The sequence below is a fragment of the Shewanella dokdonensis genome (assembly GCF_018394335.1).
Classification (GTDB): Bacteria; Pseudomonadota; Gammaproteobacteria; order Enterobacterales; family Shewanellaceae; genus Shewanella; species Shewanella dokdonensis.
In genome coordinates this window covers 1,144,818-1,171,285 of record NZ_CP074572.1, presented here as the reverse complement: position 1 = coordinate 1,171,285, position 26,468 = coordinate 1,144,818, and the positions used below count along the sequence as shown (strand labels likewise).

Genomic DNA, 26,468 nt, shown 5'->3' with positions numbered 1-26,468 from the left:
ATTGATGGGGGACAAGCGGTTACAGGGCTGCTGGTTAGTGGTGGTGTTGCTGCTGCTGATCACACCCTTGGCAGCAACTGCTTTTGGTGCCGCCGATAATATTGGCGTGCTGGAAGTCGCTCGGGTTTTAGGTCACAAAATTTCAGGCATGGGGCAAGTGTCTGAGATTGACCAACGGATTATCTGGGAGTTACGACTCCCACGAGTGTTACTGGCATTTGTTGCCGGTAGTGGTTTAGCCATGTGTGGTTTGGTGTTGCAAAGTGTGACCCGTAATCCGTTGGCTGACCCCTACTTGTTTGGTATCAGTGCGGGTGCTTCTTTTGGCGGTGTATTGGCCATGACATTACTGGGCGGCACTTGGCTGGCCTGGGTGTCATTACCATTAGGGGCCTTCGTCGGCGCGAGTTTGTCGGTATTGTTGGTTTTGGCAATGGCGGGGGACAGGCAGAACGTCAGGTCGAACGTTTGTTACTGTCTGGTGTGGCAGTGTCTTTTATGTTCGGTGCGTTTACCAGCTTGTTGTTGTATTTTTCTACACCACAGGCAACCGCATCCATGCTGTTCTGGACGCTGGGGAGTTTTGCCCGAGCGGACTGGCATAGTTTATGGGTGCCAGTAGTTGTGGTGCTGGTGGCACTGGTACTGATCGTCGGGTACCGACGACAGATCTTAGTCATGCTAAGCGGCGATGAGACCGCGCACACCTTGGGGGTTAGGGTGTTGCGGATGCGGCTAGGAATGTTGTTATTGTGTTCACTTATCACTGCCACACTGGTAGCTCAGTGTGGTGGTATTGGTTTTGTGGGGCTGATGGTGCCTCACCTGCTGCGTTTGCTGTTGCCGGGACGGTATTCAATGATGCTGACGGCGCTGGCAGGCGGGTTATTTATGGTATGGGTTGATGTGCTGGCGCGCAGTCTGTTACCCACCCAGGAACTTCCGGTCGGCATTATTACGTCGGCAATCGGCAGTGTGTTTTTTGGCTGTTCTGCATCAGCGCAGGCAGTATTAATTTAGATTAAGGTCAATCTATTATGTATTCGGTAACTCCCGTCAATCACGCATTTGATGAAGCTATCAAATCGCGGATACACCATAAAACTAAGTTACGTGGTTCACTCGGAAAACTGGAAGAAGTGGCGCTGAAGCTAGCACGCATCCAGTTTAAGTCCCCTGACGATAAACTTGCCATCAAAAAGCCGGTCATGCTGGTATTTGCTGCCGATCATGGTGTGGCTGATTTTGGTGTGTCAGTCGGTGACAGTGAACTCACCGCTGAAATGATCGAGAACTTTGTCAAAGGTGGGGCGGCTATTAACGTCTTCTGCCGCCAAAATGGCCTAGAACTGGAAGTGATTGACTGTGGTACTCGTCATCAGTTGGCATTACCGCAAGTGGTAAACCAGCGGTTAGGGGACGCCACTAAACCGATACATCAACAAGAAGCCATGTCCATTGAAACCGTCTTTGAAGGTTTCCGCATGGCAAAAGAACTGGTGAAACGCCATATCTATAACGGCAGTAACATGCTGGCTGTCGGAGAAATTGGCATAGGCAATACTACCTCCGCCTCCGCGGTGATGGCGGCACTTACCGGCATTCCTGTGGCAGAATGTACTGGCCGTGGCTCAGGCATTGATGAAGAAGCGCTGAAACACAAACGTATGATTGTGGAACGTGCGCTGCAACTTCACTATGCCAATCTGACCGATCCGGTGCGGGTACTGGCGTGCCTCGGTGGTTATGAAATCGTACAGATGACTGGTGCCATGCTGGCCGCTGCTGAGTTTGGTGTCCCAGTGGTGGTTGATGGCTTTACTTCCTCCGTTGCTGCATTGGCCGCAGTAAAATTGGCTCCAGGTGTACGCGAATATCTGATTTTTGCACATCAATCAGCCGTTTATGGGCACAAGCAATTACTGGCTCGTTTGGATGCGCACCCTATGCTGCATCTGAATCTGCGCCTAGGTGAAGGCTCTGGTGCTGCCTTGGCGATGCCTCTGTTGCACTCTGCGGTCAATTTCTACAATGAAATGGCCGCTGTAGACGGAGCTGATGCTGTTGATAGCAAAGGCTCAGGAGCAAATTAATGGGTAAATGGGCTTTCTGGCTGGAGCAGCTACGGCTGTTTGTGATTGCCGTTGGCTTTTTTACCCGAATTCCGTTACTGCGACGCATCAGTCCTGACAATGACACCATCAATCGCGCCAGCCGCTACTATGGGCTGGTGGGAACGCTGGTGGGCGGCCTGTCAGCGCTGGTGTTGTGGCTGTTGTCTATCTATCTGCCATTGTCGGTAGCCATCGTGTTGTCGATGATCACCAGTGTCTGGCTGACCGGCGGGTTTGATGAACATGGTCTGGCAGTCACGGCTGACAGTTTTGGTGCTGGCGACTCTGCCGGACAAAAACTGCAGATGATGAAAGAACGGCGTCTTGGCAGCTACGGGGTATTGGCGCTGGTGCTGGCACTGCTGCTGAAGTTTGAGTTGCTGATGGAACTGGCGCTGTACGATCCAACGCTGACCGCTTTGGCTTTGGTACTGGGACATACCCTCAGCCGGGTGACGTCCGCCAGCCTTATTTTTGGCGAAACCTGTGTTCATGAAGAGGGGCTAAGCCGCCATCCGGTGCAACGCCAGAGTATCAATGAACTGAGCTTCCTGCTGGTGACCGGTGTCGTTGTGATGCTGCTGTTTTCTCGCGGTCAACTGATCCCTTTAGTGATTGGCCTGCTACTGCTGCGTTTTATTCTGGCCCGGTGGTTCCGCCATCAGATTGATGGATACACAGGTGATACGTTAGGTGCCGGCCAACAGTTGGCCGAAGTGCTGGTATATATCATAGTGTTGGCCGGCTGGAATGCCGCCAGCCGCAGTTAACACATATTGCTCAGGATACGATAGTGACGGACAAAGATGATAATGCTCGCCACCAAGCGCGGCAGCAAAAGTTAAAACAGGCGGTCGATGCCAGAGTCGCAACGGCGACAGAAGAAAAAGGAATTCTGCTGGTACTGACCGGCAATGGTAAAGGTAAATCCACTTCTGGGTTTGGGACTGTGGCGCGTGCCGTGGGGCATGGTAAGAATGCCGCTGTGGTGCAGTTTATTAAGGGCAACTGGGAGTGTGGCGAGCGCAAATTGCTGGAAAATGCCGGCGTGCGCTTTGAGGTCATGGCCACCGGTTTTACCTGGGATACGCAAAATCGTGCCAGTGACACTGCCGCGGCAGAAAAAGCCTGGATGGTGGCCGAACAGTGGTTGCAAGACCCCGCCATTGATGTGCTGCTGTTAGATGAATTGACCTATATGTTGAGCTTCCATTATCTGGATTTGCAACGGGTGCTGAGAGCATTGACGAATCGACCACCACAACAACATGTGATTGTCACTGGTCGTAATTGCCATCGGCAGTTACTGGAAGTAGCTGATACCATCAGCGAAATCCATAATGTCAGACATGCCTTTGAGCATGGCATAAAAGCCCAGCCTGGATTTGACTACTGAATTTCTCAGTGAAGCATTGTCGTGCTGCAAAGTAGTGCAGCAATTTCACGAGTGAGCATTTTTAGTCGCGAATGCCACATCATCGGCTATCGGCAATGCTCTTGTGCACCATGGCAGCGACCAAAGTTGGCGATGGGTTAAAGGATGGTAGTCACACCATCCTTTTCTTTTATCTTGTCGCTAGATTCAGGCCAGGGCTTTATTGAGCGCTGACAGGAAAACATCGGATGTGACTGTCACATCTGGCGCAAAACGTGCCAGTACAGTGCCATCTTTGCCCACCAGAAATTTTTCAAAATTCCACAAGATGTCATCTTGGTGTTTCGGCGCTTGTCCCAGTTCTACAAGCTTGGCTTTGAGTTTTTCATCCGCGGTGGTAATTGCCTTAGGTTGTGACAGGATCAATGTCTTGTACAACGGATGGCGCTGCTCGCCATTGACCTCAAGCTTGGCAAACATCGGGAAAGTAACCTGATAGTTTAGGCTGCAAAATTGCTGAATTTCAGCTTCAGTGCCGGGTTCCTGTCCTAGAAATTGGTTGCAGGGAAAACCGAGGATCTCTAAACCTTCAGCCGCTTTTTCCTGGTAGAGCGCCTGCAACTGTTCATATTGCGGGGTTAAACCGCATTTAGAGGCGGTGTTAACAATCAGCAGCACTTTGCCGTGAAAATCCGCCAGCAGTTGATTCTCACCGGTAATGGTTTTGACCTGGATGTCATAAATACTCATGATACTTCCCTTGAATGATATTTGATCTGCATCACACTGCACCAGTTGATTGTTACCTGCAAGTCTGGATTGCTGTGGTCTGTTGCAACAATCATTCATGGTTCCCGCTAAAGCCGTTGAGGACTGCTAATGCTAGCTTCGCAGAGGCTGATAAACAGGGTAATCTTGAGCTTTATTATAAGCTATTGCTGATAAATCACTGGAGAACAACTTTGCCTGTAAATGGTTTAACCTGGCTGGTGGTATTGCAGTTGTTAGGCGCCATGCTGCACCACTGGCTACTGCCAAGTTTACCCGGCCCAATCATTGGGTTACTGATATTGTTTATCTGGCTGTTGTGTTATGGCCGCTTACCTAAATCATTGGAAGCCGCCGCGTCACCGTTATTGCAGTATCTCCCCTTGTTGCTGGTCGTGCCCTGTGTCGGCCTGATGAATAATCTGGACACTTTACAGTCCCAATGGTTGGTGATTGCCGGGTCACTATTTGGCGCCATGCTGATCACCATTCCTCTTAGCGGCTGGTTGATGCAATGGTTAATTCGTCGCCAACAACAAAAGCGAGGGCGCCATGATTGAATCATTGCTGGCGAGCCTGCAAGCATTAAAATCCACCCCAGAATTTGCGGTTGGCCTGACGCTGCTCGCCTTCCAACTGGCATTGCTGTTTTATCGCAAAAGCAAAATTGTGCTGCTGCAACCGGTAATTGTGGCGGTTACTATGGTGATTGCTGTGTTGCTATTGTTGGATGTGCCCTATCGTGACTATCAGTTGGCTGCCGAGCCTGTGGCATTTCTCATCGGTCCGGCAACAATAGCACTGGCAGTGCCTTTGTATAGTCAGCTCCGGCGCATTCGCCAGTTGTTTGGGCCGATCCTGATAACCCTTGTATGTGGTGGCAGCCTGACCGTTATACTGAGCGTGCTCTTTTGCTGGCTGCTAGGCGGTTCTGAGGTGTTGCAGATGAGTCTGGCTCCCCGTTCAGTCACTATGCCAATCGCTATTCTGGTGTCAGATAGTCTTGGCGGCAGCATGTCATTGACTGCGGCATTCGTGATGATTACCGGTGTTTTTGGCGCAGCGTTAGCTCCGTGGTTGTTTAAACTAGCCAGAGTGACAGAACCTGCGGCGAGAGGGCTGAGCTACGGTATTAATGCTCATGCCATCGGTACCGTTAGAGCGTTGGAAGAAGGCGAAGAATGCGGCGCGTTTTCTGCCTTGGGCATGAGCATCTTTGGTGTCTTGCTAGCGCTGTCGCTGCCTTGGTTGCTGTAGTGGTGAACCAAGGCAGCCCAGCCGCGGTTACACGTGAAAGTGCTGCATCTGCTGATTGAGGCGTTTGGACGATTCATACACTTCGCCACTGGCACTCGACGTATTTTGAGCATTTGCCAACACGTTATGGGAATGCTCACTGATGTTTTCCATATTGCGGTTGATATGGTCAATCACGGTACTTTGCTGTTCAGTGGCGGCAGCAATCTGAATCGAAATCCCTAACATGTCGTCCAGCAACACCACTATTTGATCCAGCGAGATCCCGGCCGCTGACGCTTTGGCGGCCGTGCTGTTAACCCGCTCGGAACTGAGATTGATCACTTCTACCGCATGTTGTACTCCCTGATTCAGCCGGTCGATCATACTCTGGATATTCTGGGTCGATTCCTGGGTCTTCATCGCTAAGGCCCTTACCTCATCGGCCACCACCGCGAAGCCGCGACCAGAGTCGCCGGCGCGTGCAGCCTCAATTGCGGCATTTAGCGCCAGCAGGTTAGTTTGGTCGGCGATGCCACCAATGACATCCAGTACCGAAATAATATTCTTACTCTCTTGCTCTAGTTGGGTGATGGTGCTGATGGCATTGTTCATGTCATCGACCAAGCCAGAAATCTGCTCAATGGTGCCGATGATCTGTTGATGTGACTGTTGCATCTCCTGCTGGGCATTGTGGGCCTTATCTGACGATTGCTGGGTTTGATGGGTGATCTCTTTAACGGCGCTGTTCATCTCGGATACTGCACTGACGGCATCTTCAATATAACGGAACTGTTCGGTAGCGCTGTTGCCTGTGGAGGATGATGCCTCAACCAGTGCCGCAGTATGTGCATGGATATTGCGGGTTTCATCGTTTACCTGGCGGATCAACTGCTGTAGATAATGGATGAAGCTATTAATGGCATTGATCAATTTACCTAGCTCATTATCCCCCATTGCGGGTAAACGTAAGGTCAGATCGCCGCCGGATTGACTTAGCTGAGCCATCTTGGCGGTAACGCCATCAATGGTGCCACTGATGGTTTTGGGAATGATCAGGGTAAACAGCACGCCGAAAATAATCGCCAGGCAAGCAATGCCAAGAATGATGTATAGCTGCTCTGTTTCTTGTTGCAATGTGGCGGCGGAGATCCGTTGCCGTTGGGCTGTCAGCTCTTCTTCAAACTGGTCATAAAAGCCACGCAAAGTGCTGAACAGCTGTTCGTGTGGACCCACTAACAGTTCATAAGCCTTATCGAAATCCTGCTGTTCTATAGCTTGCATGATCTGCTCTGTGAGTGTTTTCCACTCGTTATAGGCGCGTTCGAAATCTGCATTCCGCTCCGGATAGAGTTTCACCCTCAATGGATGCCATCGCTCGCGATTGCAGCATACGATCATAAGCCTGCTGTCGGTTTTCCAGCACTGTATCGCGACTTTTTTAACGGTAGCGTTATCCAGCTGTCGCTGCGCCTGTACTTTGTAATCACGCAATGCCACCGCAGCCTGATACAGGTCACGATCCGCATTGAGCACCAATTCAGACGCGGGTGCCAGATGATCAGTCAACATCCGGATTTTGTACACCATCTGTATGCTGTTATACCAACCCACTACTGCCAGCAACAGTATCAACAGCGTGAGCAACATAATCGGCGTTGCTATCTGTATTCTGATGGGTAAGTGATTGAAAAATTTCATCGCGAGATTCCTTCCCTGAAAATACACCTGCATTCGGTGACTTTAAGCATAGTCCATAAATCGCGTGGAACTTTTAAGCGCGGACAGTGACGGACGGCGGACACCAGAAACGGACAGGTGATTCAATTTAAATACAATAAAAACAGTGTGTTAAATGTTGGCCTGAAACTTGTTTAATCACAGTCAGACAACTATCGGGGAACGATATGATCAGAGATACCGCGGGCCAAGATGTAATACTGCAGCCGAAGTTTAAGTCCCGTTACGGCATATATGGCGCCATTGCGCTGATCCTAGTCGCGCTGATAGCGCTGTTAGTCCAGCGCTGGCAGTTGGCCGCCGCTACCGATATGACGGTGCCAAGAGCCTCAGTGCAGATTGCCACCGTATCTACTGGCGATGTGCAGCGGGATCTCAGTGTTCAGGGCAAGGTTGTGGCGGCTAACAGCCCCACGCTTTACAGCACCGCCCAGGGGATAGTGACCTATAAGGTGAAAGCTGGCGATAGGGTTAACAGTGGTCAGCTACTGGCTCAGTTGGACAGCCCTCAAACTACCTCACAGCTAAAACAGCAACAGGCAACCCTGGCACAGTTACAAGGCGAGTTAGAACAACACCGCATTAAAGCCAAGCGCGATCTGCTAGAAAAACAACAGGCGCAGGACTTGGCACAGGTGGATCTTAATGCCGCCAACCGCGAGTTACAGCGTAATGCCGATGCGCGGCAGGATAAGGTGATCAGTGATCGTGACTACCAACGCAGTAAGGACGAACTGGCGCGCGCCGAGGTGGTATTCAAACAGTCACAGGCCTCGCTGACATTAGCGCGGCAGTCTATCCGCTATGAAGAGGAAACCCTGGCACAACAGATCAAAGCACAGCAACTGCTGGTGGCCGAGTGGCAGCGGCAGGCCGATAACCTGCAGGTGTTGTCGCCGGTGGATGGCATGGTTGGGAGCCTCGCGGAAGCGCAGAAGGCTGCGGTGCCTGGCTTATCAGCCATTACTGACTGTTGTGGATCTATCCGGCTATGAAGTCGAGGTAATGGTGCCTGAAAGTTATGCCAACGATCTCGCGCTGAACATGCCGGTAGAGATCTCCTCTGATGGTCATCAGTATCCAGGGCAAATCGCTGCGATTAGTCCAGAAATCACCAATGGGCAGGTTGTGGCACGGTTAGGTTTCTCGGCAGAGACACCAGCACAGATCCGCCAGAACCAACGGCTTTCTGGCCGGATCTTACTCGAAAATCGCCAGCAGGTAATCCGGGTCGACCGTGGCAGTTTTGTGGACTCAGACAACGGCCGCAGCGTGTTTGTGGTCGAGGGCAATCAGGCCAGACGGGTGCCGTTAACACTGGGTGCTAGCGGTTTCAAATATGTCGAAATCACCAGCGGCGTTAAACCCGGACAGCAGGTGATAGTGTCTGATACCAGTCGTTTTAAAACGGCCGACAGCTTATTGCTGACCGATTGAGCTTGTTAAGGAGACTTCCCGACGTTGGCACAGGGAGTGTGCCGTATTTTTTACGCTGCGGCGCAATATGCCGCTAACTGAATTTTTGACGACCTGAACCACAGGGAGAACACCGCTATGCTGCAGATGGAAAACATCAGCAAGGTTTATCGTACCGAAACCGTCGCCACTCATGCCTTACGGGATTTTAATCTGCATGTGCATTCAGGCGAATTTGTCTCGGTGACCGGGCCATCCGGCGCAGGCAAAACCACTTTTTGAACATCGCCGGTTTGCTGGAGCAATTTGATAACGGCCGCTATCTGCTGGATGGTATCAGTGTTAGCGGCTTGTCTGACAGCGCCCGCTCCAAACTGAGAAATGAAAAAATAGGTTTTATCTTTCAGGGGTTTAATCTTATCCCTGATTTGAATGTGTATGACAATGTCGATGTGCCATTGCGCTACCGCGGTTTTGGTCGCAAGGAGCGGCAGCGGCGTATCGATAAAGCGCTGGAGCAAGTGGGCTTGGCCGCTCGTCACAAACACCTGCCTTCTCAGCTCAGTGGTGGTCAGCAGCAGCGTGCCGCTATTGCCAGAGCCTTAGCCGGCGAGCCCGCATTTCTGCTGGCGGACGAACCCACAGGTAATCTCGACTCAATTATGGCAAGGCAGGTGATGGAACTGTTGGAACAGATTAACAGCCAAGGAACCACCATCATCATGGTAACTCATGACCCGGATCTGGCGCGTCGCGCTCAGCGCAACATCCAGATAGTGGATGGTGAAGTCGCGGATTTTCACGGTTTTAACGCAACTGCGGCAGCGGTATAAGGAGCCATCATGCTGAGTTACTACCTGCAATTGGCTTGGCTCTCGGTGCGGCGCACCCCGGTGATGTCATTGCTGATGATCCTCACATTAGCGGTAGGCGTGGCAGTCTCCATGACCATGCTGACCTTGCAACACGTGATGTCCGCTAATGGCCTGGCTGCCAAAAACGATACCCTGTATGCCTTGCAGATTGATAATGCCTCGGCGGGGGACAGTGGCGCTACCAGCAGCAATAAGCTGAGCAACGGTTTGCCCTTCCTGCTGTCTTACCGCACTGTCACTGCTTTATTACGTTCAGGTATTCCGCCACATCAGGCGGCTATGCATCGTTGGGCGGCAGCATTGTCACTGGATAACAATCAGGTCCGGCCTAGCAAAGAACTGGTGCGGGTCACCAGTCGCGATTTCTTTGCGCTGTTTGGCGTGCCATTTCTCTATGGGCAAGTGTGGGATAACAGTGCCGATAACGATGCTCGTTATCAGGTGGTGATTGACCGCACCATGAACCAGCGCTTGTTTAATGGTGAAAATTCAGTTGGCCGCAGTTTGCAACTGGATGGTCGTCCTTACCAGGTGATTGGCGTGGTTGAGGATTTCAATCCAAAGCCCTCGGTGCAGGATCTGACGCAGGGTGCCTTTGGGGGAATGCCAGTATCTATCTACCCTTTGGCTTACATCGGGCATTGCGGATGATGCCTTATGGCAATATGACCTATTCATCCAGTCACCCACGACCACAGCAAGATGGCCCTTTAACGCCTGAGCAGCAGTACGAGCGCATCCTACAGGAGCGTTATTTCTGGTTGCAGTATTGGGTGGAATTACCAGACGCCGACACTAAGAATGCGTTTGTCAGTTATTTGCATAACTATTTTGATGAGCAGCGCAAAAGTGACTTTTTTGAGCGCGACTTTAAGTATGCGCTGTCTACGCCATCGCAATGGCTGGCGTTGAATCAGGTGGTTAGCAACGATACCCGGGTGATGACCTGGCTGGCATTGGTCTTTCTGGCGGTGTGTATTATCAACACCATCGCATTACTGTTAGCCAAACTACTAAAGCAGGCTCCAGAAACCGGCATACGTCGTGCTTTAGGGGCCAGCCGCAGTGCCATTTTTATTCAAAATCTGGTGGAAAGCGGTGTTATCGGTGGGCTTGGGGGCTTGTTAGGGATCGCACTGAGTCAGCTCGGCTTGGGGCTGATCCGCATGTTGGTTAGCCGTGAGGAAGCCGCAGTCGTTTACAGTGATGGTCTGACATTGTTGTTAACCATTGCACTGGCTGTACTGGCCAGCTTGATTGCCGGTTGTTACCCCGCTTGGCGTATCAGCACCACGTCTCCGGCTTACTACCTGAAAAATCAATAGGAGAGCACCATGTTTGAATTCGGCCCCATAGTGCGTACCCTGTGGCGCAATAAAACCGGTGCGATACTGATCATTATTCAGACCGCACTGACACTGGGCATTGTTGCCAATGCTACGTTTGTGGTTGAGCAACGGCGACAGATTATTGAGCGCCCAACCGGTATTGATGATCAACATCTGTTTGCGCTGCAGTTAGCGCCTTTGAGTGAAACCAACTTCAGCTATCAAGATGTACAGCGGGATCTACACGAGATCCGGCAGTTACCTGGCGTGATAGACGCCTCATTCGGTAATACTGCCCCACTGTCTAACTCTGGCAGCTCTAGTGACCTGAATAATGAAGAAGATCCCCAGAAACCGCTGTCGGCCATTGCCGATCTGTTCTCCACCGATAGTCACGGCCTCAATACGCTAGGGCTCACATTGCTCTCTGGGCGTTTTATTGACGATAGTGAAATTACCGCTAGTTCAACACTGGAGGATGGCGCTGATAGCATCAAGGCGGTAGTGCTGAGCCGTTCGTTAGCCGATAAGCTATTCGGTAAAGATGTGGATCCAACCGGTAAACTGCTTAACGGCTTGCCGGTGGTGGGGGTGGTGACGTCGGCAATGGTGTCCTATGTCAAACCCGGTTATGTTGATGGTGTGGCGTTTATCCCACGTTTTGCCACTAATTATCCGCCCAACTATGTGATTCGTTGTCAGCCGCAGCAATGTCAACAACTGATGGTTAAGGTGCCGGAATTACTGGAGAAACTCGATCCTAACCGGATAGTGCGTAATGTTCGCTCTATGGCTGAAAACAAATACGATTCATATCGGCGCGACCGCTCAATGGTGGTGATGATGACTGCCACCATTATTTTGGTCTCAGCGGTGACCGGTTTGGGAATTGTCGGGTTGACTTTGTTGTGGGTAAACCAGCGGCGGCGGCAGATAGGTATCCGCCGGGCACTTGGGGCAACACAGTTGGCCATCATCCGTTATTTTTTGCTGGAAAATGTTGTCATTACCGGCATTGGTATTGCTGTCGGCGTGATCATATCGCTGGTGATTAATCAGCTGATGGTGCAGCATTACAGTATGACCGCCTTGCCTGTGTCCTATCTGCTGAATGGCATGGGCGCTGTATGGTTACTCGGGATCTTGGCCGCATTGGTGCCAGCCTGGCGTACCATGCGGATTTCACCGGCATTGGCGACCCGTAATATCTAAGACAAGTGACTGAGCATGGATACCATTCTTATCATTGATGATAATCCGGCAGTATGTGAGGCCCTCTCCTTGCTGCTGGCCGTGCATGGCTTTAATGCCGAGACGGCCGCCACGCCGATAGCCGGGTTACAGCGGCTGGCGCGGCAGGATATTGCCTTGGTGATCCAAGATATGAATTTCAGTCGCGATCAGAGTAGTGGTGAAGAGGGGCGGCAGCTGTTTTATGCGATTCGGGAGCAGTATCCCGATCTGCCGCTGATCCTGTTGACCGCCTGGACCGAGTTGGAGATGGCGGTGGAACTGGTGAAAGCTGGCGCTGCCGATTATCTGGGCAAACCGTGGGACGATGCCAAACTGCTGGCAACAGTGACCAATCTGCTGGAACTGTCAGAGTTATCAAGGCGTCAGCGCCAGCAGCAGCAAGCGCTGGCAGAGCGGCGACAGCAACTGGCAAAACGTTTTGATCTCAGCGGTCTTATCTACCAGTCAGATGCCATGCAGCGGCTGGTGGAAACCGCGTTGCAGGTAGCTCGGGCAGATGTGCCGATATTGATCACCGGTGCCAATGGTGCCGGTAAGGAGAAGATTGCTGAGTTAATTCAGCACAACTCAGCCGTCAAGAGTGGCCCGTTTATTCGTGTCAATGCTGGCGCTCTGCCCGATGAGCTGATGGAAGCTGAACTGTTTGGGGCTGAACCTGGCGCTTATACCGGCCTTAACAAAACCCGTATTGGCCGTTTTGAGGCCGCCGATGGTGGCACCTTGTTTCTGGATGAAATTGGCAATCTGTCACTCTCTGGGCAGATGAAACTGTTGCGGGTATTGCAGACAGGGGAATTCGAACGTCTTGGTTCCTCTCAGACTCGTCGTTGCCGGGTGCGGTTGATTTCAGCCACTAACACTGACTTGCCCCAAGCTATCCGCAGCGGCGAATTTCGTGAAGATCTGTATTACCGTTTGAATGTGATTGAATTGCAATTACCGCCGTTGCACCAGCGACCTGATGATATTTTGCCGTTGGCCCGGCATTTTTTGCGGGGCCGAGCTTTGACCACTGAAGCGGTGCGGGCATTGGAAGCCTATAGCTGGCCCGGCAATGTGCGCGAATTGCAAAATACCTTGATCCGCGCTGATTTACTGGCTCAAGGAGAACAGATTACGTTGACAGACCTGGGTTTACCTGCCGCTGCGGGGTGGTGCCACGTGCGGCGTTTGAGCCTGATGCCACACAGATCCGCGAAATGTTAGCGAACACCAGTTCCTTGGCAGAAGCGGCGCGACAACTGGGCTTGTCACGGCAGGCGCTTTATCGGCGTATGGAAAAATACGGGATAGCTTCAGCTTGAGTATTGAAGGCAAACTCACATGGGTGCTGCTGCTGACGCTGTCGCTGATGGCGGCGGTGACAGGGCTATTGTTAACTTGGCACTGGCCGCTGATACTGGCCTTAGCCGCTGGCGGGCTAGCGGGGTTGCTGCTGGCTTTATATTTGGGGCGCTACATCACTCGCCGTATCAATTGTGGGTTACAGGCATTAACCACCGGACTGTTGAATTTTCAGGACCATGATTTTTCGGTGTCGCTGACACTCGATGGTCATGATGAATGGCGGGAACTGGCCGCCTTGTTTAATACGGCAACCGCGCGCTTACGCAAACAACGGGCACACATTTATCAACGTGAACTGTTACTGGATTCGGTATTACAAAATACCAGTTTGGCCATTGTGTTGACGGATGAACAGCGACGGGTGTTGTATGCCAATCTGGCTGCACGGCATTTGCTCGCCCAGGGTTCGCCGTTAGAGGGTAAGCGTTTGCCGGAGTTGGTTGGCGATCAGGACGAAATCGCCAAGCTGTTGCAGAAAGCAAAATCTGGGGTGTTTTCCATCAACCGCCAGCAACAACAGCAGATTTGGCATCTGAATTGTGCCGTTATGCGGATGAACGGCGTGCAACATCATCTGTATCAGTTCAAACCATTGACACAGGAATTAACGCGGGCGGAGATCCAGACCTGGAAAAAAGTGATCCGGGTGATCAGCCACGAGCTGAATAATTCACTGGCGCCCATCAGTTCCATGGCCCATTCCGGACAACGATTGCTACAGACAAATGCTGACCCCAAAGTCTTGGCGCGGATATTCGATACTATTAGTGAGCGCAGTGCCCATCTCAATACGTTTTTGCAGGAATATGCTGATTTCGCACGATTGCCGTTACCTCAGTGCAGTCAGTTTAACTGGCCGGATTTGCTCAATACTCTCCAGAGTTTACAGCCTTTCACCATTGTTGAACCGCTACCGGAAAACCCCGGGTGGGGCGATGCCCGGCAATTGGGCCAGGTGTTGCTCAATCTGTTAAAAAATGCCGCGGAGGCTGGTTCGGCCGCAGCAGATATTCTGTTGGAGTTGCGTATTACGCCCCATCGGCAGTGGCTAACGGTGAGTGATCGCGGTGAAGGCATGGCCGCTGAGGCATTGAGTCAGGCGCTACTCCCTTTTTACTCCACAAAAGCAGGGGGCACCGGATTGGGGCTGGCACTATGCCGGGAGATCATCGAAAACCATGGCGGACAACTGGCGATCAGTAATCGTGAAGACGGTGGGTTACAGGTGCGGTTTTGGCTGCCTTGTGTTGATACTGAAGATGAACGCTGAGTCTGCTTCGCATCACATTCTCGATAATGGGCTGAAAATTAGCTGTTAATTTCTAAAGTTACGCTAGCACATGGCCGCTGTTATGATAGACAGCAGTATTGCACTATGCCGTTAATGTTGTGGGGAATAACTAGCGGTAACTGATGGCTGCTTGCTTCTATGTCAGTTACTGTAATTGCCTCATTGTCTCATCTGCAAGGGAATATGCTTAGACAGACTCATGCCTGCATGACCGCAGTCTCTATCGCGGTTGCTATGTTTTCAAAAGTGTTAGTTGCGGTGATATCCAACCGTGACTGTTGCGCCGCTGATAAAATTTCCATACATCCCTTGCGGTTAATATTTATTCGTTATAATTGAGGCTAAATAGCTCAACCGGCACCACAGCTCACGATGGCCTGTAGTGTGATGACTGCCACAGTAAGAATTTCTAACTAATTCATACTTAAAGTGTTTTTCATTACTATAGGCAGCATCCATCAGTATGGATAACTACCTGCCAAAGGGACATTGCTATGACACTATTACACCGTTTATTGGATAACATTGCTGTTTCCCGCAAGCTGGGCGTGGGCTTCGGTTTAGTTGTGTTGCTAACGTTTGTTATGGCTTGGGTTGGCTACAGCGGTGTTGGAATGATGATCGACCGCAGTCATAAAGTGGCGGTGGCATCTGAGTTGAAGGATGTACTCTATCAACTCAAGGTTATCCGTCAGGACTTTATGCAAACGGGTAGCCAACAGCAGCTGTCGCAGTTTGATGAACTGATTGCCAAGGCTCACGAAGCACTACAACGTGAGGCAGCAACTTACGCCGATGTTACAGATCAACAGCATATTCGTGACGCCCAATCAGCCCTGGCTAAATATGAAAAAGGGTTTAATCAGATAAAGCAGTTGCAGACAGATAAAGCCGCACTACGTAAAGCTTGGGTGGCAATAGGTAATAATGTCATCGGTGATTTTTCTAAGTTAGAACAACATATTGGACAACAATCACAACTGGCAGATAGCTGGCAGCAGCGTTGAGTGCTGCCCGGATAAACCAACAGATTGCCATGATGCGTTACCACGTGCGTGGTTACGTATTTGAGCCAACGCAAAAGCATTTAGATGGTGCTAAGCAGCAGATTGCCGATATTCGGCGTCAAGGGCAGGCTTTAACCGTGGCGGCAACTGAGCAGGAACTACTCAACGGCGCATTGGCCGGGCTTAATGACTATGAAGCCAAACTTGATGGCTTGGTCAATATTGACCAGAGCATTAGCGATACCAAAGCCACGCTGGAGCTGGATGCGTCATCGCTACTCACCAATGTTACCAATTTGGTGGAGTCTCAATCAGCTAAGCGTTTGGCTGATGGAGACCGAGCCAAGCTACTGGTGCTTATTGTTGCGGTGTTGGCGCTTGTCTTGGGCGTTGGATGTTCGTTGCTCATCACCAAACAGATCATTGTGCCTTTGCAGCAAACCGTCAGTGCCGCGCGCCGCATCGCTGCTGGTGATTTGACACAGCATATCCGCAGCGAACGTAAAGATGAATTAGGCACATTGCTGCAGGCAATGGGGGAAATGAACGATACCCTCAAGGATGTCATGGGGCAGATTGATGGCAGCGTTGTGCAGCTTGCTAGCTCGGCAGAACAGCTATCTGCGGTATCGGAACAAAACAGTGCCGGTATGCAGAGTCAGCGTAGTGAAACCGATCAGGTCGCCGCGGCAATTAACGAAATGACCGCCTCGGTACAGGAAGTGGCTGGTAACGCGGAACAGGCGGCGCAAGCGGCAATGGAAGCGGATAACGTCACCGCCACTGGCAACAAGATGGTGTCAGAAGCCGTGCAGCACATTGAACGCCTATCTGCTGAAATCGCCAGTACCGCTGAAGCGATGACAGAGCTGAAAGCCGAAAGTGACAGCATTGGTTCGGTGTTGGATGTGATCAAAGCGGTTGCTGAACAGACTAACTTGTTAGCACTGAATGCCGCCATTGAAGCTGCGCGCGCTGGTGAAGCTGGTCGTGGATTTGCGGTGGTTGCCGACGAAGTCCGTAACCTTGCCAGCCGGACTCAGGCTTCCACTGAAGAAATTGAGAAACTGATTTCCAATCTGCAACACGGAACTCAGGAGTCAGTGCAGAAGATGGCGCGCAGCCGTGAACTTAGCGAAGAAGCGGTAGGCTTGTCTCGCAAGTCTGGCAGCATGCTGGACGATATTGCTCGCGCCGTGGCGAAAATTCAGGATATGAACCATCAGATTGCTGCGGCAGCGGAACAACAGAGCGCGGTGGCAGAAGATATTAATAAGAGCGTGGTGCGAGTGCGGGATATTGCGGAGCAGACGGCTCAGGCATCCGAAGAAACCGCGCAAGCCACCGAAGGTGTTGCTTCGCTCGGGTTACAGTTGAAGGGATTGCTCAGTCACTTCAAACTGTAATTTCTGCTGGCAGGCAAACTTTGGTTCATTGCCTGCCATCTGCCCCCATTCATCTACATTGATCTTTGCTCCATATCGCTATACTGTCCCCGCTCTTATCTTAAGAAGATTTATGCTGCTTTAATGCTGGTGGAAAAATAGCTATGAGATGGTGTTGCTTGGTGCTGCTGATGTTTTCAGTGTCAGCCGTGGCAGATGTTGCCAAACGTATTGTGGCGTTATCTCCGCATACGGTTGAATTACTGTATGCCATCGGTGCTGGTGACGCGATTGTTGCCACTACCGATTTTGCGGACTATCCAGAAGCCGCCAAACAGATCCCTCGTATCGGCGGCAATTATGGTATCCAACTCGACAAGCTGTTGGCCTATGCCCCAGATTTAGTGGTTGTGTGGGGGATGGTAATCAGGCTCAGGACATTGCCAAGATCCGCCAACTGGGACTGAAGCTGTACGTTAGCGAACCGCATACATTGCAGGATGTCGCTAAAGATTTACGGCAATTGGGCAAGCTTACCGGACATGAAGTTCAGGCTGAACAAGCCGCCGCAGCATATACAAAACAGCTGCAAACCATTCAACAGCAAAATGCCAGCAAAACCCCGATAAAAGTGTTTTATCAGTTGTGGTCAAATCCGTTGATGACAGTGGCAAAAGGCAGTTGGATGCAGCAATTGCTACCTGTGTGTCGTGCTGACAATGTGTTTGTTGATGCCGCCAATGCCTATCCACAAGTGAGTCTGGAAGCCGTGTTGTTACGTCAACCCCAAGTGATTATCAGAACCGCTGAAACGGGGAACGCTCAAGCACTGAACTGGCAACAGTGGCCAGAAATTCCCGCCGTTAAAAAGCAACAGATTTACACCATTGATGCCGACTTGTTGCAACGGCCAACCCCAGATTGCTACAGGGGTTAGCGCAATTATGTCAGATCTTAGACCAAGCTCGTGAGCGGCATTAATCATGGACGCCAGCAAAACGTTTTAGCTGGCGCTTAGAGTTCGTGAGTGATGGCGGGCTGATATGTGCTTCAAAGATTATCGATTTTGCTTTTTAGTTGGTAGCCTTCATCCGTCACTATGCTTTCTAGGGTGATCAGGCGCTGTTTCATCTCGTTCATCTCTTGGCGCATTTGGCTCAGTTCCTGCTCTGCGACAATTGCACCCTTATGTTCAAGATAAGTGTTGGCAAGCTTGTAGATAATGCCACACACAATAGCGACAACGGCTACTTCGAACGGTCCCATGGTTTACTCCCGACTAATTAAAACTGAAGTTAAGCAAAACAAATGCCACAAAAATAATCGATAAATATCAAATGGTTATTTTTAATATCCCGTAACAGATTGTGGATCTTCGCGATAATTTTGCGAATTTAACCATATTATTAACACCGCAAGAATATCTTAGAAACAACCTAAAGTCTGGTCAGCGCAACAAATATCTGAGTAGTAATTTTTGCCACCAACGGCGATAGGGTGGTTGCATCAATTTTGCTGGATTGAGTCGTCCTTTAGCTAATACAGTACGGGCATGGCTGAACTCCCGGAATCCTTCAACGCCGTGATAATGTCCCATCCCCGAAGAGCCAACGCCGCCAAACGGGGCATCATCCGCGGCCACGTGATAAAGCGAATCGTTAATACATACGCCTCCAGAATGGGTCTGCTGCAATAGCTGTTGCTGTAATTGTGGGTCAAATGTCAGCAGGTACAGCGCCAATGGTCTTGGCCTTTGTCGAATATAATCCAGAGCTTGCTCCACCGTTTGGTAACCGATGATGGGAAGTAGTGGACCAAAAATCTCCTGTTGCATAACGCTCATGTCATCAGTCACGCCCGTGAGCAAAATAGTGGGCCATTGGCGTTGTTGCTTGAAGTTTTCGAGGTCGCCCGATGCAGGAACACCTGTGGCACCTTTGGCTGTGGCATCGTCGAGCAGCCCTAGCAATCGTTGTTGGTGACGGTCATTGATAATAAAGCTGTAATCTGTGTTGTGAGCAAAATCGGGGTACATCTGCTGGAAGGCGGTTTGCCACTGCCGGACAAACTCGGCCACTTTGTGTTGTGGGCAGAGAATGTAATCCGGTGCGACACAAGTTTGCCCGGCATTGAGGGTTTTGCCATACAACAATCGTTCAACCGCTACCGCTAGCGGCATGTCATCGGCAATGATGGCGGGGGATTTTCCTCCCAATTCCAGTGTCACCGGGGTCAGATTGTTGGCGGCAGCTTGCATTACCGACTTGCCAATACTCGTTGCCCCAGTAAACAGCAGATGATCGAACGGTAGCGCCGCAAAAGCCGCCGCGATTTTGGCATCTCCTTCGATTACCGCTACCTGGGTTTCATCAAACGCCTGCGCCAGCAGTTGCCGCAAAATTTGGTTGGTTTGCGGTGTAAACTCCGACAGCTTCAACATGACCCGGTTACCGGCGGCCAAGGCACTGATCAGCGGGCTGAGTGATAGCATCACAGGAAAGTTCCAGGGAACGATAATGCCGCATACGCCTTTAGGTTGGTAGTGAACCTTGATGTTACTGGGCGCAAGCAACAGGCCGCTGTGACGTCGTTGTGGCCGCATCCAGCGGCGCAGGTTGCGCTGACAATACTTAAGATAATTGAGCACAGGTAACACGTCTGCCAGCAGACTGTCGTAGTCACTGCGATGACCAAAATCACGGCTCATGGCGCTCAGCAGTTGTGGGTAAGTGCTAAGTAACGCCCGCTTTAGCGCTTGCAATGTCGCGAGGCGCTGTGCCAGCTCAGGATCAGGCTGTGCCAGAAACGCCTGTTGTTGACGTTGTAGTAGTTGCGGTAACGCCTCAGTAATTGATGGTTCCATGATGCTGGCACTCGTAGCTGTCCCTGATAGTGTCATGCTAAGCCAGCATGGCCTTCCAGACAACTGCCTGACGATATTGATCATGATCACGGAAAAGCACGGATTCGCTTACTAGACTTATTTGTAAAGGAGTTGCAAAAATGATGCACAAGGAGTTCACTATGAATATGAAAGTACATGGAATTTCCATTGGTATTGAGAATCATGGCGGTGCTGATTTTGTGTTGTTTATCAAAGCTAGCGGTACGCTGACTCACGAGGATTACGAGCACATGGTTCCGCTATTGGAAGCTGCCATTGACGGGGTGATACAGCCACAAATTTTTGCTTTGCTGGATGTCACCGACATGGAGGGTTGGGAAGCCAGGGCGATGTGGGACGATCTGAAATTAGGGATCAAACATGGCCGGGAATTCAAGAAGATGGCTATCTTGGGTAGCCGTGGCTGGCATGAATGGATGGCGCGGATGGCTGATTGGTTTACGCCCTCTGCGGTGAAATTTTTGAAGATCGGCAGGAGGCCGTGGCTTGGTTACAGGCGTAAGTGGTAACCAGAAACTGGTTTGCAGAATGCAGGAGTCCATTCTGTAATCCTGCGATTTGATACTCTGGGAAGTCATTCCCGCAAGGAGGTCATGATGCGCGACAAAGATATCCTGTGGCCGACAGATTTTTCTGATACGGCATCGCATGCACTCAGATATGCTATTGATATGGCAAACCATTACCAAGTGGGATTACGTATTCTGCACGTAGTGGATCAGCCCGTTGCTGATGCCAGTTATCAATTGCTGATCGTGACACCGGAAGAGTTAGCACAGAGCATGGAAAAAGCGGCAGCAGACAGTATGCATAAGTTGCTGGCGCAGTTAGACACTTCCCTGCATGTGGAAACTATTATCCGTCGCGGTGATCCGGTGGAAGAAATTCTCACCGAAGCCAAAGATGCCGATGTCGGCATGATAGTGCTCGCAAGTCACGGGCGTAGTGGTTTGAGCCACTTCCTCAATACCAATGTGTCTGAGGAAATCGCCAATAAGTCTACCTGTCCGGTACTTGTGGTGAAATAGCGTTATGGACTGAGCCCAGAGGCAGAACTCTGGGTTCCATGAGCTAAGCGGCGATATTCACGAAATATTTCCGGTGCTTTGGTGGCACTGGTGGAGGTGTTTGCGGCTGTGAGCTAGCGCTTGCTGTCGCAATGTTAAGCTTGTGTCTTGATAGCCTTATCAATTAGTTTTACGTCATTAAATTTATAACAATATGTTGTTGCGGCCATTGGGGGCGCGCACGGCGGAACGAGTGTATGTTGCAACCTGAGCATGTCACCAAACAGCAAATCGCGTTTTTGCGGAAGCTTTATCTGGCCCATCTGATTGATGACCAGCAACACAATCTGTTGTCTTTGCAAAAACAGACAGGTATGCCGCGGCGTACCTTGCAAGATGCCATTGCGGCATTCAGCGATATCGGCATTAGCGTCGAATTTATTCAAGATGGCGGCCGCAATAATGCCGGACACTATCACATCAAAACCTGGGGGCCGATAAACAGTGCCTGGGTTGGCACCCACTTAACTCAGATAGAATTGATATTGCAGTTACCAAAGGCTTAAAGCAGCCAACTAGCGGTAAAAACTAACCAACTCAGTAACAGTAATAACCACGGCAGCCATGCTTTCGATGTGGAACTTGTCATTACCATTGTTGTTGGGTTAGCCGTTTCGGTCATCGGTGTTTTAGTGGCGCGCAGTTTTTTGGCCAGTTTATCGCGTTCTCTCGCTTTGGCTTTCTGTTGCTTCTTGTATTCGGCAATGCCTTTTTCAATCCCTTGGGCAATCAGCCGGGTTTGTTCTTTGGTCTGACCGGGTTTTTGGGTGGCTCGGGCGATCTGTAATGCCTGCTCCTGAGTTTCGGCAGACACGGGCGTTTTACTCGGCATATAACCTCCGATAATTCTGAATGGCACCTATTATACGGACATTTTCTTGCCTTGCTGGACGTCAGCGCAAATTCCCGCGACAATCCCAACAGGCTTTCTTTGTGAGATAACGCGTTTGTCCAACACTAAAATTCCCAGCGCTGCTGATGCCATCGCTAATAATCACTTGCCCTCAAACCATTCCTCCAAAGTCTTACCCTGGATTTTAAGCTTTTTGAAGCCCTATCGTTGGCGGGTGGTAACGGCCCTGGTCTGTTTGTTGATTGGCTCATTGGCCTGGCTATCTTTGGGGCAGGGCGTGCGGATGATGGTCGACCAAGGTTTTGCCGCTGGCAATCCGCATCGATTGAACCAGATTATTGTGTTTATTCTGGCCATTACCGCGGTGAGTGCGGCGGCGGTATTTTGCCGTTTTTATCTGATGACTTGGCTCGGCGAGAAAGTCAGTAACGACATCCGGCGTTTGGTTTATCAGCAACTACTGGGGCAGAGCCGAGACTTTTTGCCAAATTACGCACTGGCGAGGTGATTTCGCGCTTTACCGCTGACACCACGTTACTGCAAACCGTGGTCGGCTCAAGTCTGTCCATGGCGCTCCGCTCCTCGGTGACCGTTATCGGTGGTTTAGTGATGATGGGTATTACCAGTTGGAAGTTGACCGCACTGGTATTATTAGCCGTGCCTTTGGTGTTAGTGCCCGTGGGGATTCTCGGGCGAAAAGTGCGACGGTTAGCGCGTAGCAGTCAGGACAAGGTGGCCGATCTCGGTGCTTTTGTGGATGAAACCTTGCATGAGATCCATACGGTACAGTCTTATGGTCACGAGCCCAGTGATAAAACCCGTTTTGATCAGCATTTGGCGCAGGTGTTACAGGCCGCAAGCGGCCGTATCTATTATCGATCATTGCTGATTTCTGGTGTGATGCTGCTGAGTATCAGCGCCATCGTGTTTGTTACCTGGGTGGGCGCGCACGATGTGATGCAGGGACGGATCAGCGCCGGGCAACTTTCCGCTTTCATGTTTTATGCGGTGATGGTCGCGGGCGCGGTAGCAACCATCAGCGAAGTGGTGGGGGATATCCAGCGCGCAGTCGGTGCCACTGAACGGCTGTTAGAATTAGCCAATTCGCCGGTAGCGATTACTGAGCCGCTGCATCCGCTACCGTTGCCACAACCGTTGCGCGGGGCATTGGCGGTGCATGACTTGCAATTTGCCTATGCGCAAGGCGATGCGGTATTGCAGCAGGTGAATTTTACGGTACAGCCGGGCGAGCGGGTGGCACTGGTGGGCCCTAGTGGCGCCGGTAAAACCACGTTATTTCAGTTGTTGCAGCGTTTTTATCTGCCGACATCAGGTGCTATCACCTTGGACGGCGTGGATATTTCACAGGTATCACTGGCACAGTTGCGGGCACAGTTTGCCTTGGTGCCGCAAGAGTCAGTGATCTTCGCCGACAGTGTGCTAGAAAATGTGCGTTATGGCCGCCCAGATGCAACCGAAGCAGAAGTGATTGCGGCTTGCCAAGCGGCGCATGCCGATGAGTTTATCCGCGAATTTGCTGACGGCTATCAGACCTATTTAGGCGAACGCGGCGTGCGTTTATCTGGTGGTCAGAAGCAGCGCATTTCTATTGCCAGAGCGATTTTGGCCGACCGTCCCTTGTTATTGCTTGATGAAGCCACCAGTGCACTGGATGCTGTTAGCGAAGTGATGGTGAAAAAGCCTTAGACAGGTTGATGGTGGGGCGCACCACCTTGGTGATTGCTCATCGGCTGGCAACGGTACTGAATGCCGATCGTATTTTAGTATTCGATAAGGGGCAGTTAGTGGCGAGTGGTACTCACCAACAGTTGTTGCAACAGAGTCCGCTTTATCGCGAATTTGCCAGTCTGCAACTGCTGGCTCCTGAGGCGTCGGCCAGTTAGTTCCGGCAGGTTCGGCTTTAAAGTCATCGGGTGAGTTATTTGGCCGTTTACGTATAAACTGTGCGGCGGTTTTAACTCCCATTATCGATGCCAGCAATAGAGTAATATTGATAGATGTTTCTAACTGACTATTTTAAAAAAGAAAATAATAGTATCGTCATCAGCAGAAAGCAGGCCAGTGACTTTGCCAAAGATATCGCGGGCGACTTTAACCCGCTGCACGATGAAAATGCCAAGCGTTTTTGTGTTCCGGGCGATCTGCTATTTGCCTTGGTGCTGGATAAATATGGCCTCAGCTGTAAGATGCAGTTCCGTTTTGAAGGCATGGTGAATGATGCGGTTGCACTGCATTTTCCCGATGCCAGCGATGAGCAGATAGGCATTGAAGATGAAAAAGGCAAGCGCTACCTCAAAGTTAGTCGCGCCGGTGAACAGCGTTATTGTGAACAGCAACTAGAAGCTTTTATTCGTAGCTATGTGGCGTTTTCTGGGCTTAATTTTGTGCATGTGCTGGTACCGCTGATGCAGGAATACCAGGTGATGATCAATCCCGAGCGGCCACTGGTCATCTATGAAACCATGAGTTTTGAACTGGATACCTTAGCGTTTGAAGAGATGACGCTGGAACTGGTGAACAAGCAGTTGCAGGTGGACGGCAAACGCGGTGATGTCTTGCTGGAATTTGCCTTGCTCAGTGGTGGTAAACAGGTCGGTACTGGCCGTAAGACCATGGTGCTGAGTGGGTTACGGCCTTATGAACAGGAAGCCATCAATCACATGATCGCTGAGTATCAACGTCGTAGCGAGGCTCGCCTGTAAGGTTTTTGTGCGCGTGAGTTACGCTGTTTTAAGCGATTGCCGATAGGCTTTAATTTTCGGCATCAGCACCTCTGCGCGTTGCAAACTTTCGCCACACCATACCTGCTGGCGATCGTAATATTCTGTAAATACAGGCGTAGTTTCTGGCAGGATCACCCAAGGTTGTTTTGTCGAGGTGAAAATATGAACATCCGGCGGCAGTAACTGCGGCTGGTCGAGCGTTCCCACTCGGATAAAACTCGTCAATGGGCCACTGCCTGCGTAGTGACTCCACAATGCCACATGACAGTGTGGACAGCGGGCAATCTGTTGTCCTTGTCCACTGGCCGATGGGGTATTGATCAGCTCGGGTTCGCCACTTAACAGTTCGACATGTTCTGTTTCCACCATGGCATTTATCGCAAACGCTGAGCCGGTTTCGCGTTGGCACCAACTACAGTGACAACAGTGTACTATCAACGGTTTACAGTTGAGGCGATAACGGATAAAACCGCAATCGCAACCTCCTTGCAGTGGATATGGCGTTGGCATGTGAGTTCCTTTAAGTCATCGTAGGCATAACACTGTGCAAAATAACACCATAGGCGGTTATCTAGTGCGATCTCAAGCTGGACTTTGGTACAAAGTTATTACGCTTTCCCGTTTTAGCGCTTCTGTGGCAAGCGGATTCAAAGGTAAGATAGACAAGATGATTGGTGATGAGAGAACACACATGCCCAGTAAAGATCCGCTGGCGCTGGATAATCAGCTCTGCTTTGCGCTGTATTCAGCATCGCTGACAATGACGCAACTGTATAAACCCCTGCTGGAACCATTAGGCCTGACTTACCCGCAGTACCTGGTGATGTTGATCCTGTGGCAAGAAGATAAATTAAATCTCAAGGATATCGGGGCGCAATTGGGGCAAAAATCAGGAGCATTAACCCCGGTGATCAAACGCTTGGAGCAGGAAGGACTCGTGCAGCGCCTGAAAGATCCAGTGGATGAGCGCGCACTGCGCATAGGCTTAACTGAGGCTGGGAGTGCTTTGCGGACACAAGCATTACATATCAATCAGTGCTTGTTTCAGGCATGCGCGATGGATCAATCTGAACTAGTTGAATTAAAAGATAAAATAATTTCCCTACGGGATAATCTGCAACAGCATTCAAAATAATGTTTGCGCGATAACAATTATTGCGATAACTTTATATCGTGAAGCCGGGTTGGCTATTTTTTTAAAACATATAGTTATCGCGATAATTAATTGGAGCAGATCTTATGAACATTCTCTATACCGCTCAAGCAACATCTACCGGTGGCCGTGACGGTCGCTCAGTTTCTTCCGATGAACACTTAAACATAAAGCTCAGCACTCCCAAAGCGTTAGGCGGCGCGGGTGGTGAGGGGACTAACCCGGAACAGCTATTTGCGGCAGGTTATTCCGCCTGTTTTATCGGCGCCATGAAATTTGTGGCCGCACAGGACCAACTCCGTTTGCCGCAGGAGCCGACTATTACGGCGCATGTCGGTATTGGCGCCAACCCACACGGTGTCGGCTTTGCCATTGATGTAGCACTACATATCAGCGTTGCCGGAATGGATAAAGCACAGTTGCAATCATTGGTGGAAAAAGCCCATCAGGTTTGTCCCTATTCCAATGCCACCCGTGGCAATATTCGTGTTGAACTGATCATCGAATAATCGGTTTTCTGTGTGCCCTAATCTCAGCGCTAGCCTGGGTTAGGGCATCTGTGTAACTGAGGTGCTGGCAATAACTCGCCAGTGAATTTCAATAAACATCC

At 50.7% G+C, this 26,468-nt stretch carries 26 protein-coding genes and 6 pseudogenes; 26 read left to right on the top strand and 6 right to left on the bottom strand.

The window, feature by feature from the left end; genetic code table 11:
- The first annotated feature begins 4 nt into the window (after nt 1–4).
- The 4 genes and pseudogenes from KHX94_RS05610 to cobO all read left to right on the top strand — a co-directional run bounded on the left by KHX94_RS05610 (nt 5) and on the right by cobO (nt 3,510).
- Nucleotides 5–1,020: pseudogene (locus KHX94_RS05610) on the top strand (FecCD family ABC transporter permease).
- 17 nt (nt 1,021–1,037) lie between these two features.
- Nucleotides 1,038–2,093: a nicotinate-nucleotide--dimethylbenzimidazole phosphoribosyltransferase gene (cobT, locus tag KHX94_RS05605; protein ID WP_213682690.1), complete on the top strand. Its 1,056-nt coding sequence runs from the start codon at nt 1,038–1,040 to the stop codon at nt 2,091–2,093.
- Nucleotides 2,093–2,884, top strand: coding sequence for an adenosylcobinamide-GDP ribazoletransferase (locus tag KHX94_RS05600; RefSeq protein WP_213682689.1), 792 nt, complete (start codon nt 2,093–2,095; stop codon nt 2,882–2,884). Before cobT ends, KHX94_RS05600 begins: the two co-directional genes overlap by 1 nt.
- Before the next feature lie 23 nt (nt 2,885–2,907).
- On the top strand, nt 2,908–3,510 hold the full coding sequence (gene cobO / locus KHX94_RS05595; RefSeq protein WP_244859342.1) for a cob(I)yrinic acid a,c-diamide adenosyltransferase: 603 nt from the start codon (nt 2,908–2,910) through the stop codon (nt 3,508–3,510).
- 186 nt (nt 3,511–3,696) lie between these two features.
- On the opposite strand, the gene KHX94_RS05590 is transcribed toward cobO, so the two are convergent.
- Nucleotides 3,697–4,239 carry a glutathione peroxidase gene (locus KHX94_RS05590; RefSeq protein WP_213682688.1) on the bottom strand — a complete coding sequence of 181 codons (543 nt, stop codon included), beginning with the start codon at nt 4,237–4,239 and terminating at the stop codon, nt 3,697–3,699.
- 212 nt (nt 4,240–4,451) lie between these two features.
- Here KHX94_RS05590 and KHX94_RS05585 point away from each other — a divergent pair, with 212 nt between their 5' ends.
- The gene (locus tag KHX94_RS05585) at nt 4,452–4,817 is read left to right on the top strand and encodes a CidA/LrgA family protein (protein ID WP_213682687.1); all 366 of its coding nucleotides are present in this window, start codon (nt 4,452–4,454) and stop codon (nt 4,815–4,817) included.
- Nucleotides 4,810–5,514, top strand: a complete 705-nt coding sequence (locus tag KHX94_RS05580) for an LrgB family protein (protein ID WP_213682686.1) — start codon at nt 4,810–4,812, stop codon at nt 5,512–5,514. Before KHX94_RS05585 ends, KHX94_RS05580 begins: the two co-directional genes overlap by 8 nt.
- A gap of 27 nt (nt 5,515–5,541) precedes the next feature.
- Here KHX94_RS05580 and KHX94_RS05575 read toward each other — a convergent pair whose 3' ends face one another.
- Nucleotides 5,542–7,194 carry a methyl-accepting chemotaxis protein gene (locus KHX94_RS05575; RefSeq protein WP_213682685.1) on the bottom strand — a complete coding sequence of 551 codons (1,653 nt, stop codon included), beginning with the start codon at nt 7,192–7,194 and terminating at the stop codon, nt 5,542–5,544.
- Between the two features lie 206 nt (nt 7,195–7,400).
- On the opposite strand from KHX94_RS05575, the gene KHX94_RS05570 reads away from it, so the two are divergent.
- The 11 genes and pseudogenes from KHX94_RS05570 (at nt 7,401) to KHX94_RS05520 (ending at nt 18,117) form a co-directional block, all read left to right on the top strand.
- A complete protein-coding gene (locus tag KHX94_RS05570; RefSeq protein WP_213682684.1) occupies nt 7,401–8,228 on the top strand; it encodes an HlyD family secretion protein in 828 nt (275 codons plus the stop codon).
- A gap of 10 nt (nt 8,229–8,238) precedes the next feature.
- The gene (locus KHX94_RS05565) at nt 8,239–8,670 is read left to right on the top strand and encodes an efflux RND transporter periplasmic adaptor subunit (RefSeq protein WP_244859341.1); all 432 of its coding nucleotides are present in this window, start codon (nt 8,239–8,241) and stop codon (nt 8,668–8,670) included.
- A gap of 117 nt (nt 8,671–8,787) precedes the next feature.
- Nucleotides 8,788–9,482, top strand: a pseudogene (locus tag KHX94_RS05560) (ABC transporter ATP-binding protein).
- Nucleotides 9,483–9,491: 9 nt separating this feature from the next.
- Nucleotides 9,492–10,175: an ABC transporter permease gene (locus tag KHX94_RS05555; RefSeq protein ID WP_213682682.1), complete on the top strand. Its 684-nt coding sequence runs from the start codon at nt 9,492–9,494 to the stop codon at nt 10,173–10,175.
- The gene (locus KHX94_RS05550; protein WP_213682681.1) at nt 10,172–10,849 is read left to right on the top strand and encodes an ABC transporter permease; all 678 of its coding nucleotides are present in this window, start codon (nt 10,172–10,174) and stop codon (nt 10,847–10,849) included. Before KHX94_RS05555 ends, KHX94_RS05550 begins: the two co-directional genes overlap by 4 nt.
- 9 nt (nt 10,850–10,858) lie before the next feature.
- Nucleotides 10,859–12,064, top strand: coding sequence for an ABC transporter permease (locus tag KHX94_RS05545; RefSeq protein WP_213682680.1), 1,206 nt, complete (start codon nt 10,859–10,861; stop codon nt 12,062–12,064).
- Between the two features lie 15 nt (nt 12,065–12,079).
- Nucleotides 12,080–13,410 (top strand): annotated as a pseudogene (locus KHX94_RS05540) (sigma-54-dependent transcriptional regulator).
- A complete protein-coding gene (locus tag KHX94_RS05530) occupies nt 13,407–14,723 on the top strand; it encodes a sensor histidine kinase (protein WP_213682677.1) in 1,317 nt (438 codons plus the stop codon). Before KHX94_RS05540 ends, KHX94_RS05530 begins: the two are co-directional and overlap by 4 nt.
- A gap of 515 nt (nt 14,724–15,238) precedes the next feature.
- Nucleotides 15,239–15,751 carry a methyl-accepting chemotaxis protein gene (locus KHX94_RS21005; RefSeq protein WP_280529623.1) on the top strand — a complete coding sequence of 171 codons (513 nt, stop codon included), beginning with the start codon at nt 15,239–15,241 and terminating at the stop codon, nt 15,749–15,751.
- Entirely contained in the window at nt 15,748–17,157 is a 1,410-nt protein-coding gene (locus KHX94_RS21000) for a methyl-accepting chemotaxis protein (RefSeq protein WP_280529622.1), read from the top strand. The genes KHX94_RS21005 and KHX94_RS21000 overlap by 4 nt, the downstream gene beginning before the upstream one ends.
- 143 nt (nt 17,158–17,300) lie before the next feature.
- Nucleotides 17,301–18,117: pseudogene (locus KHX94_RS05520) on the top strand (cobalamin-binding protein).
- Between the two features lie 69 nt (nt 18,118–18,186).
- On the opposite strand, the gene KHX94_RS05515 reads toward KHX94_RS05520, so the two are convergent.
- Nucleotides 18,187–18,402 (bottom strand): hypothetical protein, encoded by a 216-nt coding sequence (locus tag KHX94_RS05515; protein WP_213682676.1) that lies wholly within the window; start codon nt 18,400–18,402, stop codon nt 18,187–18,189.
- 181 nt (nt 18,403–18,583) lie between these two features.
- Complete coding sequence (locus KHX94_RS05510; protein ID WP_244859340.1) at nt 18,584–19,999, bottom strand: coniferyl aldehyde dehydrogenase; 1,416 nt, start codon at nt 19,997–19,999, stop codon at nt 18,584–18,586.
- A gap of 161 nt (nt 20,000–20,160) precedes the next feature.
- Here KHX94_RS05510 and KHX94_RS05505 point away from each other — a divergent pair.
- The 3 genes and pseudogenes from KHX94_RS05505 to KHX94_RS05495 all read left to right on the top strand — a co-directional run bounded on the left by KHX94_RS05505 (nt 20,161) and on the right by KHX94_RS05495 (nt 21,614).
- Nucleotides 20,161–20,543, top strand: a pseudogene (locus tag KHX94_RS05505) (SpoIIAA family protein).
- A 94-nt stretch (nt 20,544–20,637) separates the two neighbouring features.
- Nucleotides 20,638–21,069 carry a universal stress protein gene (locus tag KHX94_RS05500; RefSeq protein WP_213683336.1) on the top strand — a complete coding sequence of 144 codons (432 nt, stop codon included), beginning with the start codon at nt 20,638–20,640 and terminating at the stop codon, nt 21,067–21,069.
- 236 nt (nt 21,070–21,305) lie between these two features.
- Nucleotides 21,306–21,614, top strand: coding sequence for a winged helix-turn-helix domain-containing protein (locus tag KHX94_RS05495; RefSeq protein WP_213682674.1), 309 nt, complete (start codon nt 21,306–21,308; stop codon nt 21,612–21,614).
- On the opposite strand, the gene KHX94_RS05490 is transcribed toward KHX94_RS05495, so the two are convergent.
- Nucleotides 21,611–21,940: a DUF2956 domain-containing protein gene (locus tag KHX94_RS05490; protein WP_213682673.1), complete on the bottom strand. Its 330-nt coding sequence runs from the start codon at nt 21,938–21,940 to the stop codon at nt 21,611–21,613. The two genes, KHX94_RS05495 and KHX94_RS05490, sit on opposite strands and share 4 nt — an antisense overlap.
- 235 nt (nt 21,941–22,175) lie before the next feature.
- On the opposite strand from KHX94_RS05490, the pseudogene KHX94_RS21735 reads away from it, so the two are divergent.
- From KHX94_RS21735 to KHX94_RS05480, 4 genes and pseudogenes are all read left to right on the top strand, one after another.
- Nucleotides 22,176–22,927, top strand: a pseudogene (locus tag KHX94_RS21735) (ABC transporter transmembrane domain-containing protein); the annotation flags it as partial.
- Nucleotides 22,919–23,668, top strand: coding sequence for an ATP-binding cassette domain-containing protein (locus KHX94_RS21730; protein ID WP_425314064.1), 750 nt, complete (start codon nt 22,919–22,921; stop codon nt 23,666–23,668). The pseudogene KHX94_RS21735 and the gene KHX94_RS21730, both read left to right, overlap by 9 nt.
- Before the next feature lie 8 nt (nt 23,669–23,676).
- Nucleotides 23,677–23,865 (top strand): hypothetical protein, encoded by a 189-nt coding sequence (locus KHX94_RS21725; protein ID WP_425314042.1) that lies wholly within the window; start codon nt 23,677–23,679, stop codon nt 23,863–23,865.
- 114 nt (nt 23,866–23,979) lie between these two features.
- On the top strand, nt 23,980–24,684 hold the full coding sequence (locus KHX94_RS05480) for a DUF3581 domain-containing protein (RefSeq protein WP_213682672.1): 705 nt from the start codon (nt 23,980–23,982) through the stop codon (nt 24,682–24,684).
- 18 nt (nt 24,685–24,702) lie between these two features.
- Here KHX94_RS05480 and KHX94_RS05475 read toward each other — a convergent pair whose 3' ends face one another.
- On the bottom strand, nt 24,703–25,215 hold the full coding sequence (locus KHX94_RS05475) for a GFA family protein (protein ID WP_213682671.1): 513 nt from the start codon (nt 25,213–25,215) through the stop codon (nt 24,703–24,705).
- 64 nt (nt 25,216–25,279) lie between these two features.
- Here KHX94_RS05475 and KHX94_RS05470 point away from each other — a divergent pair, with 64 nt between their 5' ends.
- Complete coding sequence (locus KHX94_RS05470; RefSeq protein WP_244859339.1) at nt 25,280–25,840, top strand: MarR family winged helix-turn-helix transcriptional regulator; 561 nt, start codon at nt 25,280–25,282, stop codon at nt 25,838–25,840.
- A gap of 104 nt (nt 25,841–25,944) precedes the next feature.
- A complete protein-coding gene (locus tag KHX94_RS05465) occupies nt 25,945–26,367 on the top strand; it encodes an organic hydroperoxide resistance protein (protein ID WP_213682670.1) in 423 nt (140 codons plus the stop codon).
- Nucleotides 26,368–26,468: the final 101 nt, after the last annotated feature.

What these genes read in the sequence shown, in the direction of transcription:
- cobT (WP_213682690.1), top strand. Translation starts at nt 1,038, where the DNA reads ATGTATTCGGTAACTCCCGTCAATCACGCATTTGATGAAGCTATCAAA.
- KHX94_RS05600 (WP_213682689.1), top strand. Translation starts at nt 2,093, where the DNA reads ATGGGTAAATGGGCTTTCTGGCTGGAGCAGCTACGGCTGTTTGTGATT.
- KHX94_RS05590 (WP_213682688.1), bottom strand. Translation starts at nt 4,239, where the DNA reads ATGAGTATTTATGACATCCAGGTCAAAACCATTACCGGTGAGAATCAA.
- KHX94_RS05580 (WP_213682686.1), top strand. Translation starts at nt 4,810, where the DNA reads ATGATTGAATCATTGCTGGCGAGCCTGCAAGCATTAAAATCCACCCCA.
- KHX94_RS05575 (WP_213682685.1), bottom strand. Translation starts at nt 7,194, where the DNA reads ATGAAATTTTTCAATCACTTACCCATCAGAATACAGATAGCAACGCCG.
- KHX94_RS05570 (WP_213682684.1), top strand. Translation starts at nt 7,401, where the DNA reads ATGATCAGAGATACCGCGGGCCAAGATGTAATACTGCAGCCGAAGTTT.
- KHX94_RS05565 (WP_244859341.1), top strand. Translation starts at nt 8,239, where the DNA reads ATGGTGCCTGAAAGTTATGCCAACGATCTCGCGCTGAACATGCCGGTA.
- KHX94_RS05555 (WP_213682682.1), top strand. Translation starts at nt 9,492, where the DNA reads ATGCTGAGTTACTACCTGCAATTGGCTTGGCTCTCGGTGCGGCGCACC.
- KHX94_RS05550 (WP_213682681.1), top strand. Translation starts at nt 10,172, where the DNA reads ATGATGCCTTATGGCAATATGACCTATTCATCCAGTCACCCACGACCA.
- KHX94_RS05545 (WP_213682680.1), top strand. Translation starts at nt 10,859, where the DNA reads ATGTTTGAATTCGGCCCCATAGTGCGTACCCTGTGGCGCAATAAAACC.
- KHX94_RS21005 (WP_280529623.1), top strand. Translation starts at nt 15,239, where the DNA reads ATGACACTATTACACCGTTTATTGGATAACATTGCTGTTTCCCGCAAG.
- KHX94_RS05515 (WP_213682676.1), bottom strand. Translation starts at nt 18,402, where the DNA reads ATGGGACCGTTCGAAGTAGCCGTTGTCGCTATTGTGTGTGGCATTATC.
- KHX94_RS05510 (WP_244859340.1), bottom strand. Translation starts at nt 19,999, where the DNA reads ATGGAACCATCAATTACTGAGGCGTTACCGCAACTACTACAACGTCAA.
- KHX94_RS05500 (WP_213683336.1), top strand. Translation starts at nt 20,638, where the DNA reads ATGCGCGACAAAGATATCCTGTGGCCGACAGATTTTTCTGATACGGCA.
- KHX94_RS05495 (WP_213682674.1), top strand. Translation starts at nt 21,306, where the DNA reads ATGTTGCAACCTGAGCATGTCACCAAACAGCAAATCGCGTTTTTGCGG.
- KHX94_RS05490 (WP_213682673.1), bottom strand. Translation starts at nt 21,940, where the DNA reads ATGCCGAGTAAAACGCCCGTGTCTGCCGAAACTCAGGAGCAGGCATTA.
- KHX94_RS21730 (WP_425314064.1), top strand. Translation starts at nt 22,919, where the DNA reads ATGCAGGGACGGATCAGCGCCGGGCAACTTTCCGCTTTCATGTTTTAT.
- KHX94_RS21725 (WP_425314042.1), top strand. Translation starts at nt 23,677, where the DNA reads ATGGTGGGGCGCACCACCTTGGTGATTGCTCATCGGCTGGCAACGGTA.
- KHX94_RS05480 (WP_213682672.1), top strand. Translation starts at nt 23,980, where the DNA reads ATGTTTCTAACTGACTATTTTAAAAAAGAAAATAATAGTATCGTCATC.
- KHX94_RS05475 (WP_213682671.1), bottom strand. Translation starts at nt 25,215, where the DNA reads ATGCCAACGCCATATCCACTGCAAGGAGGTTGCGATTGCGGTTTTATC.
- KHX94_RS05465 (WP_213682670.1), top strand. Translation starts at nt 25,945, where the DNA reads ATGAACATTCTCTATACCGCTCAAGCAACATCTACCGGTGGCCGTGAC.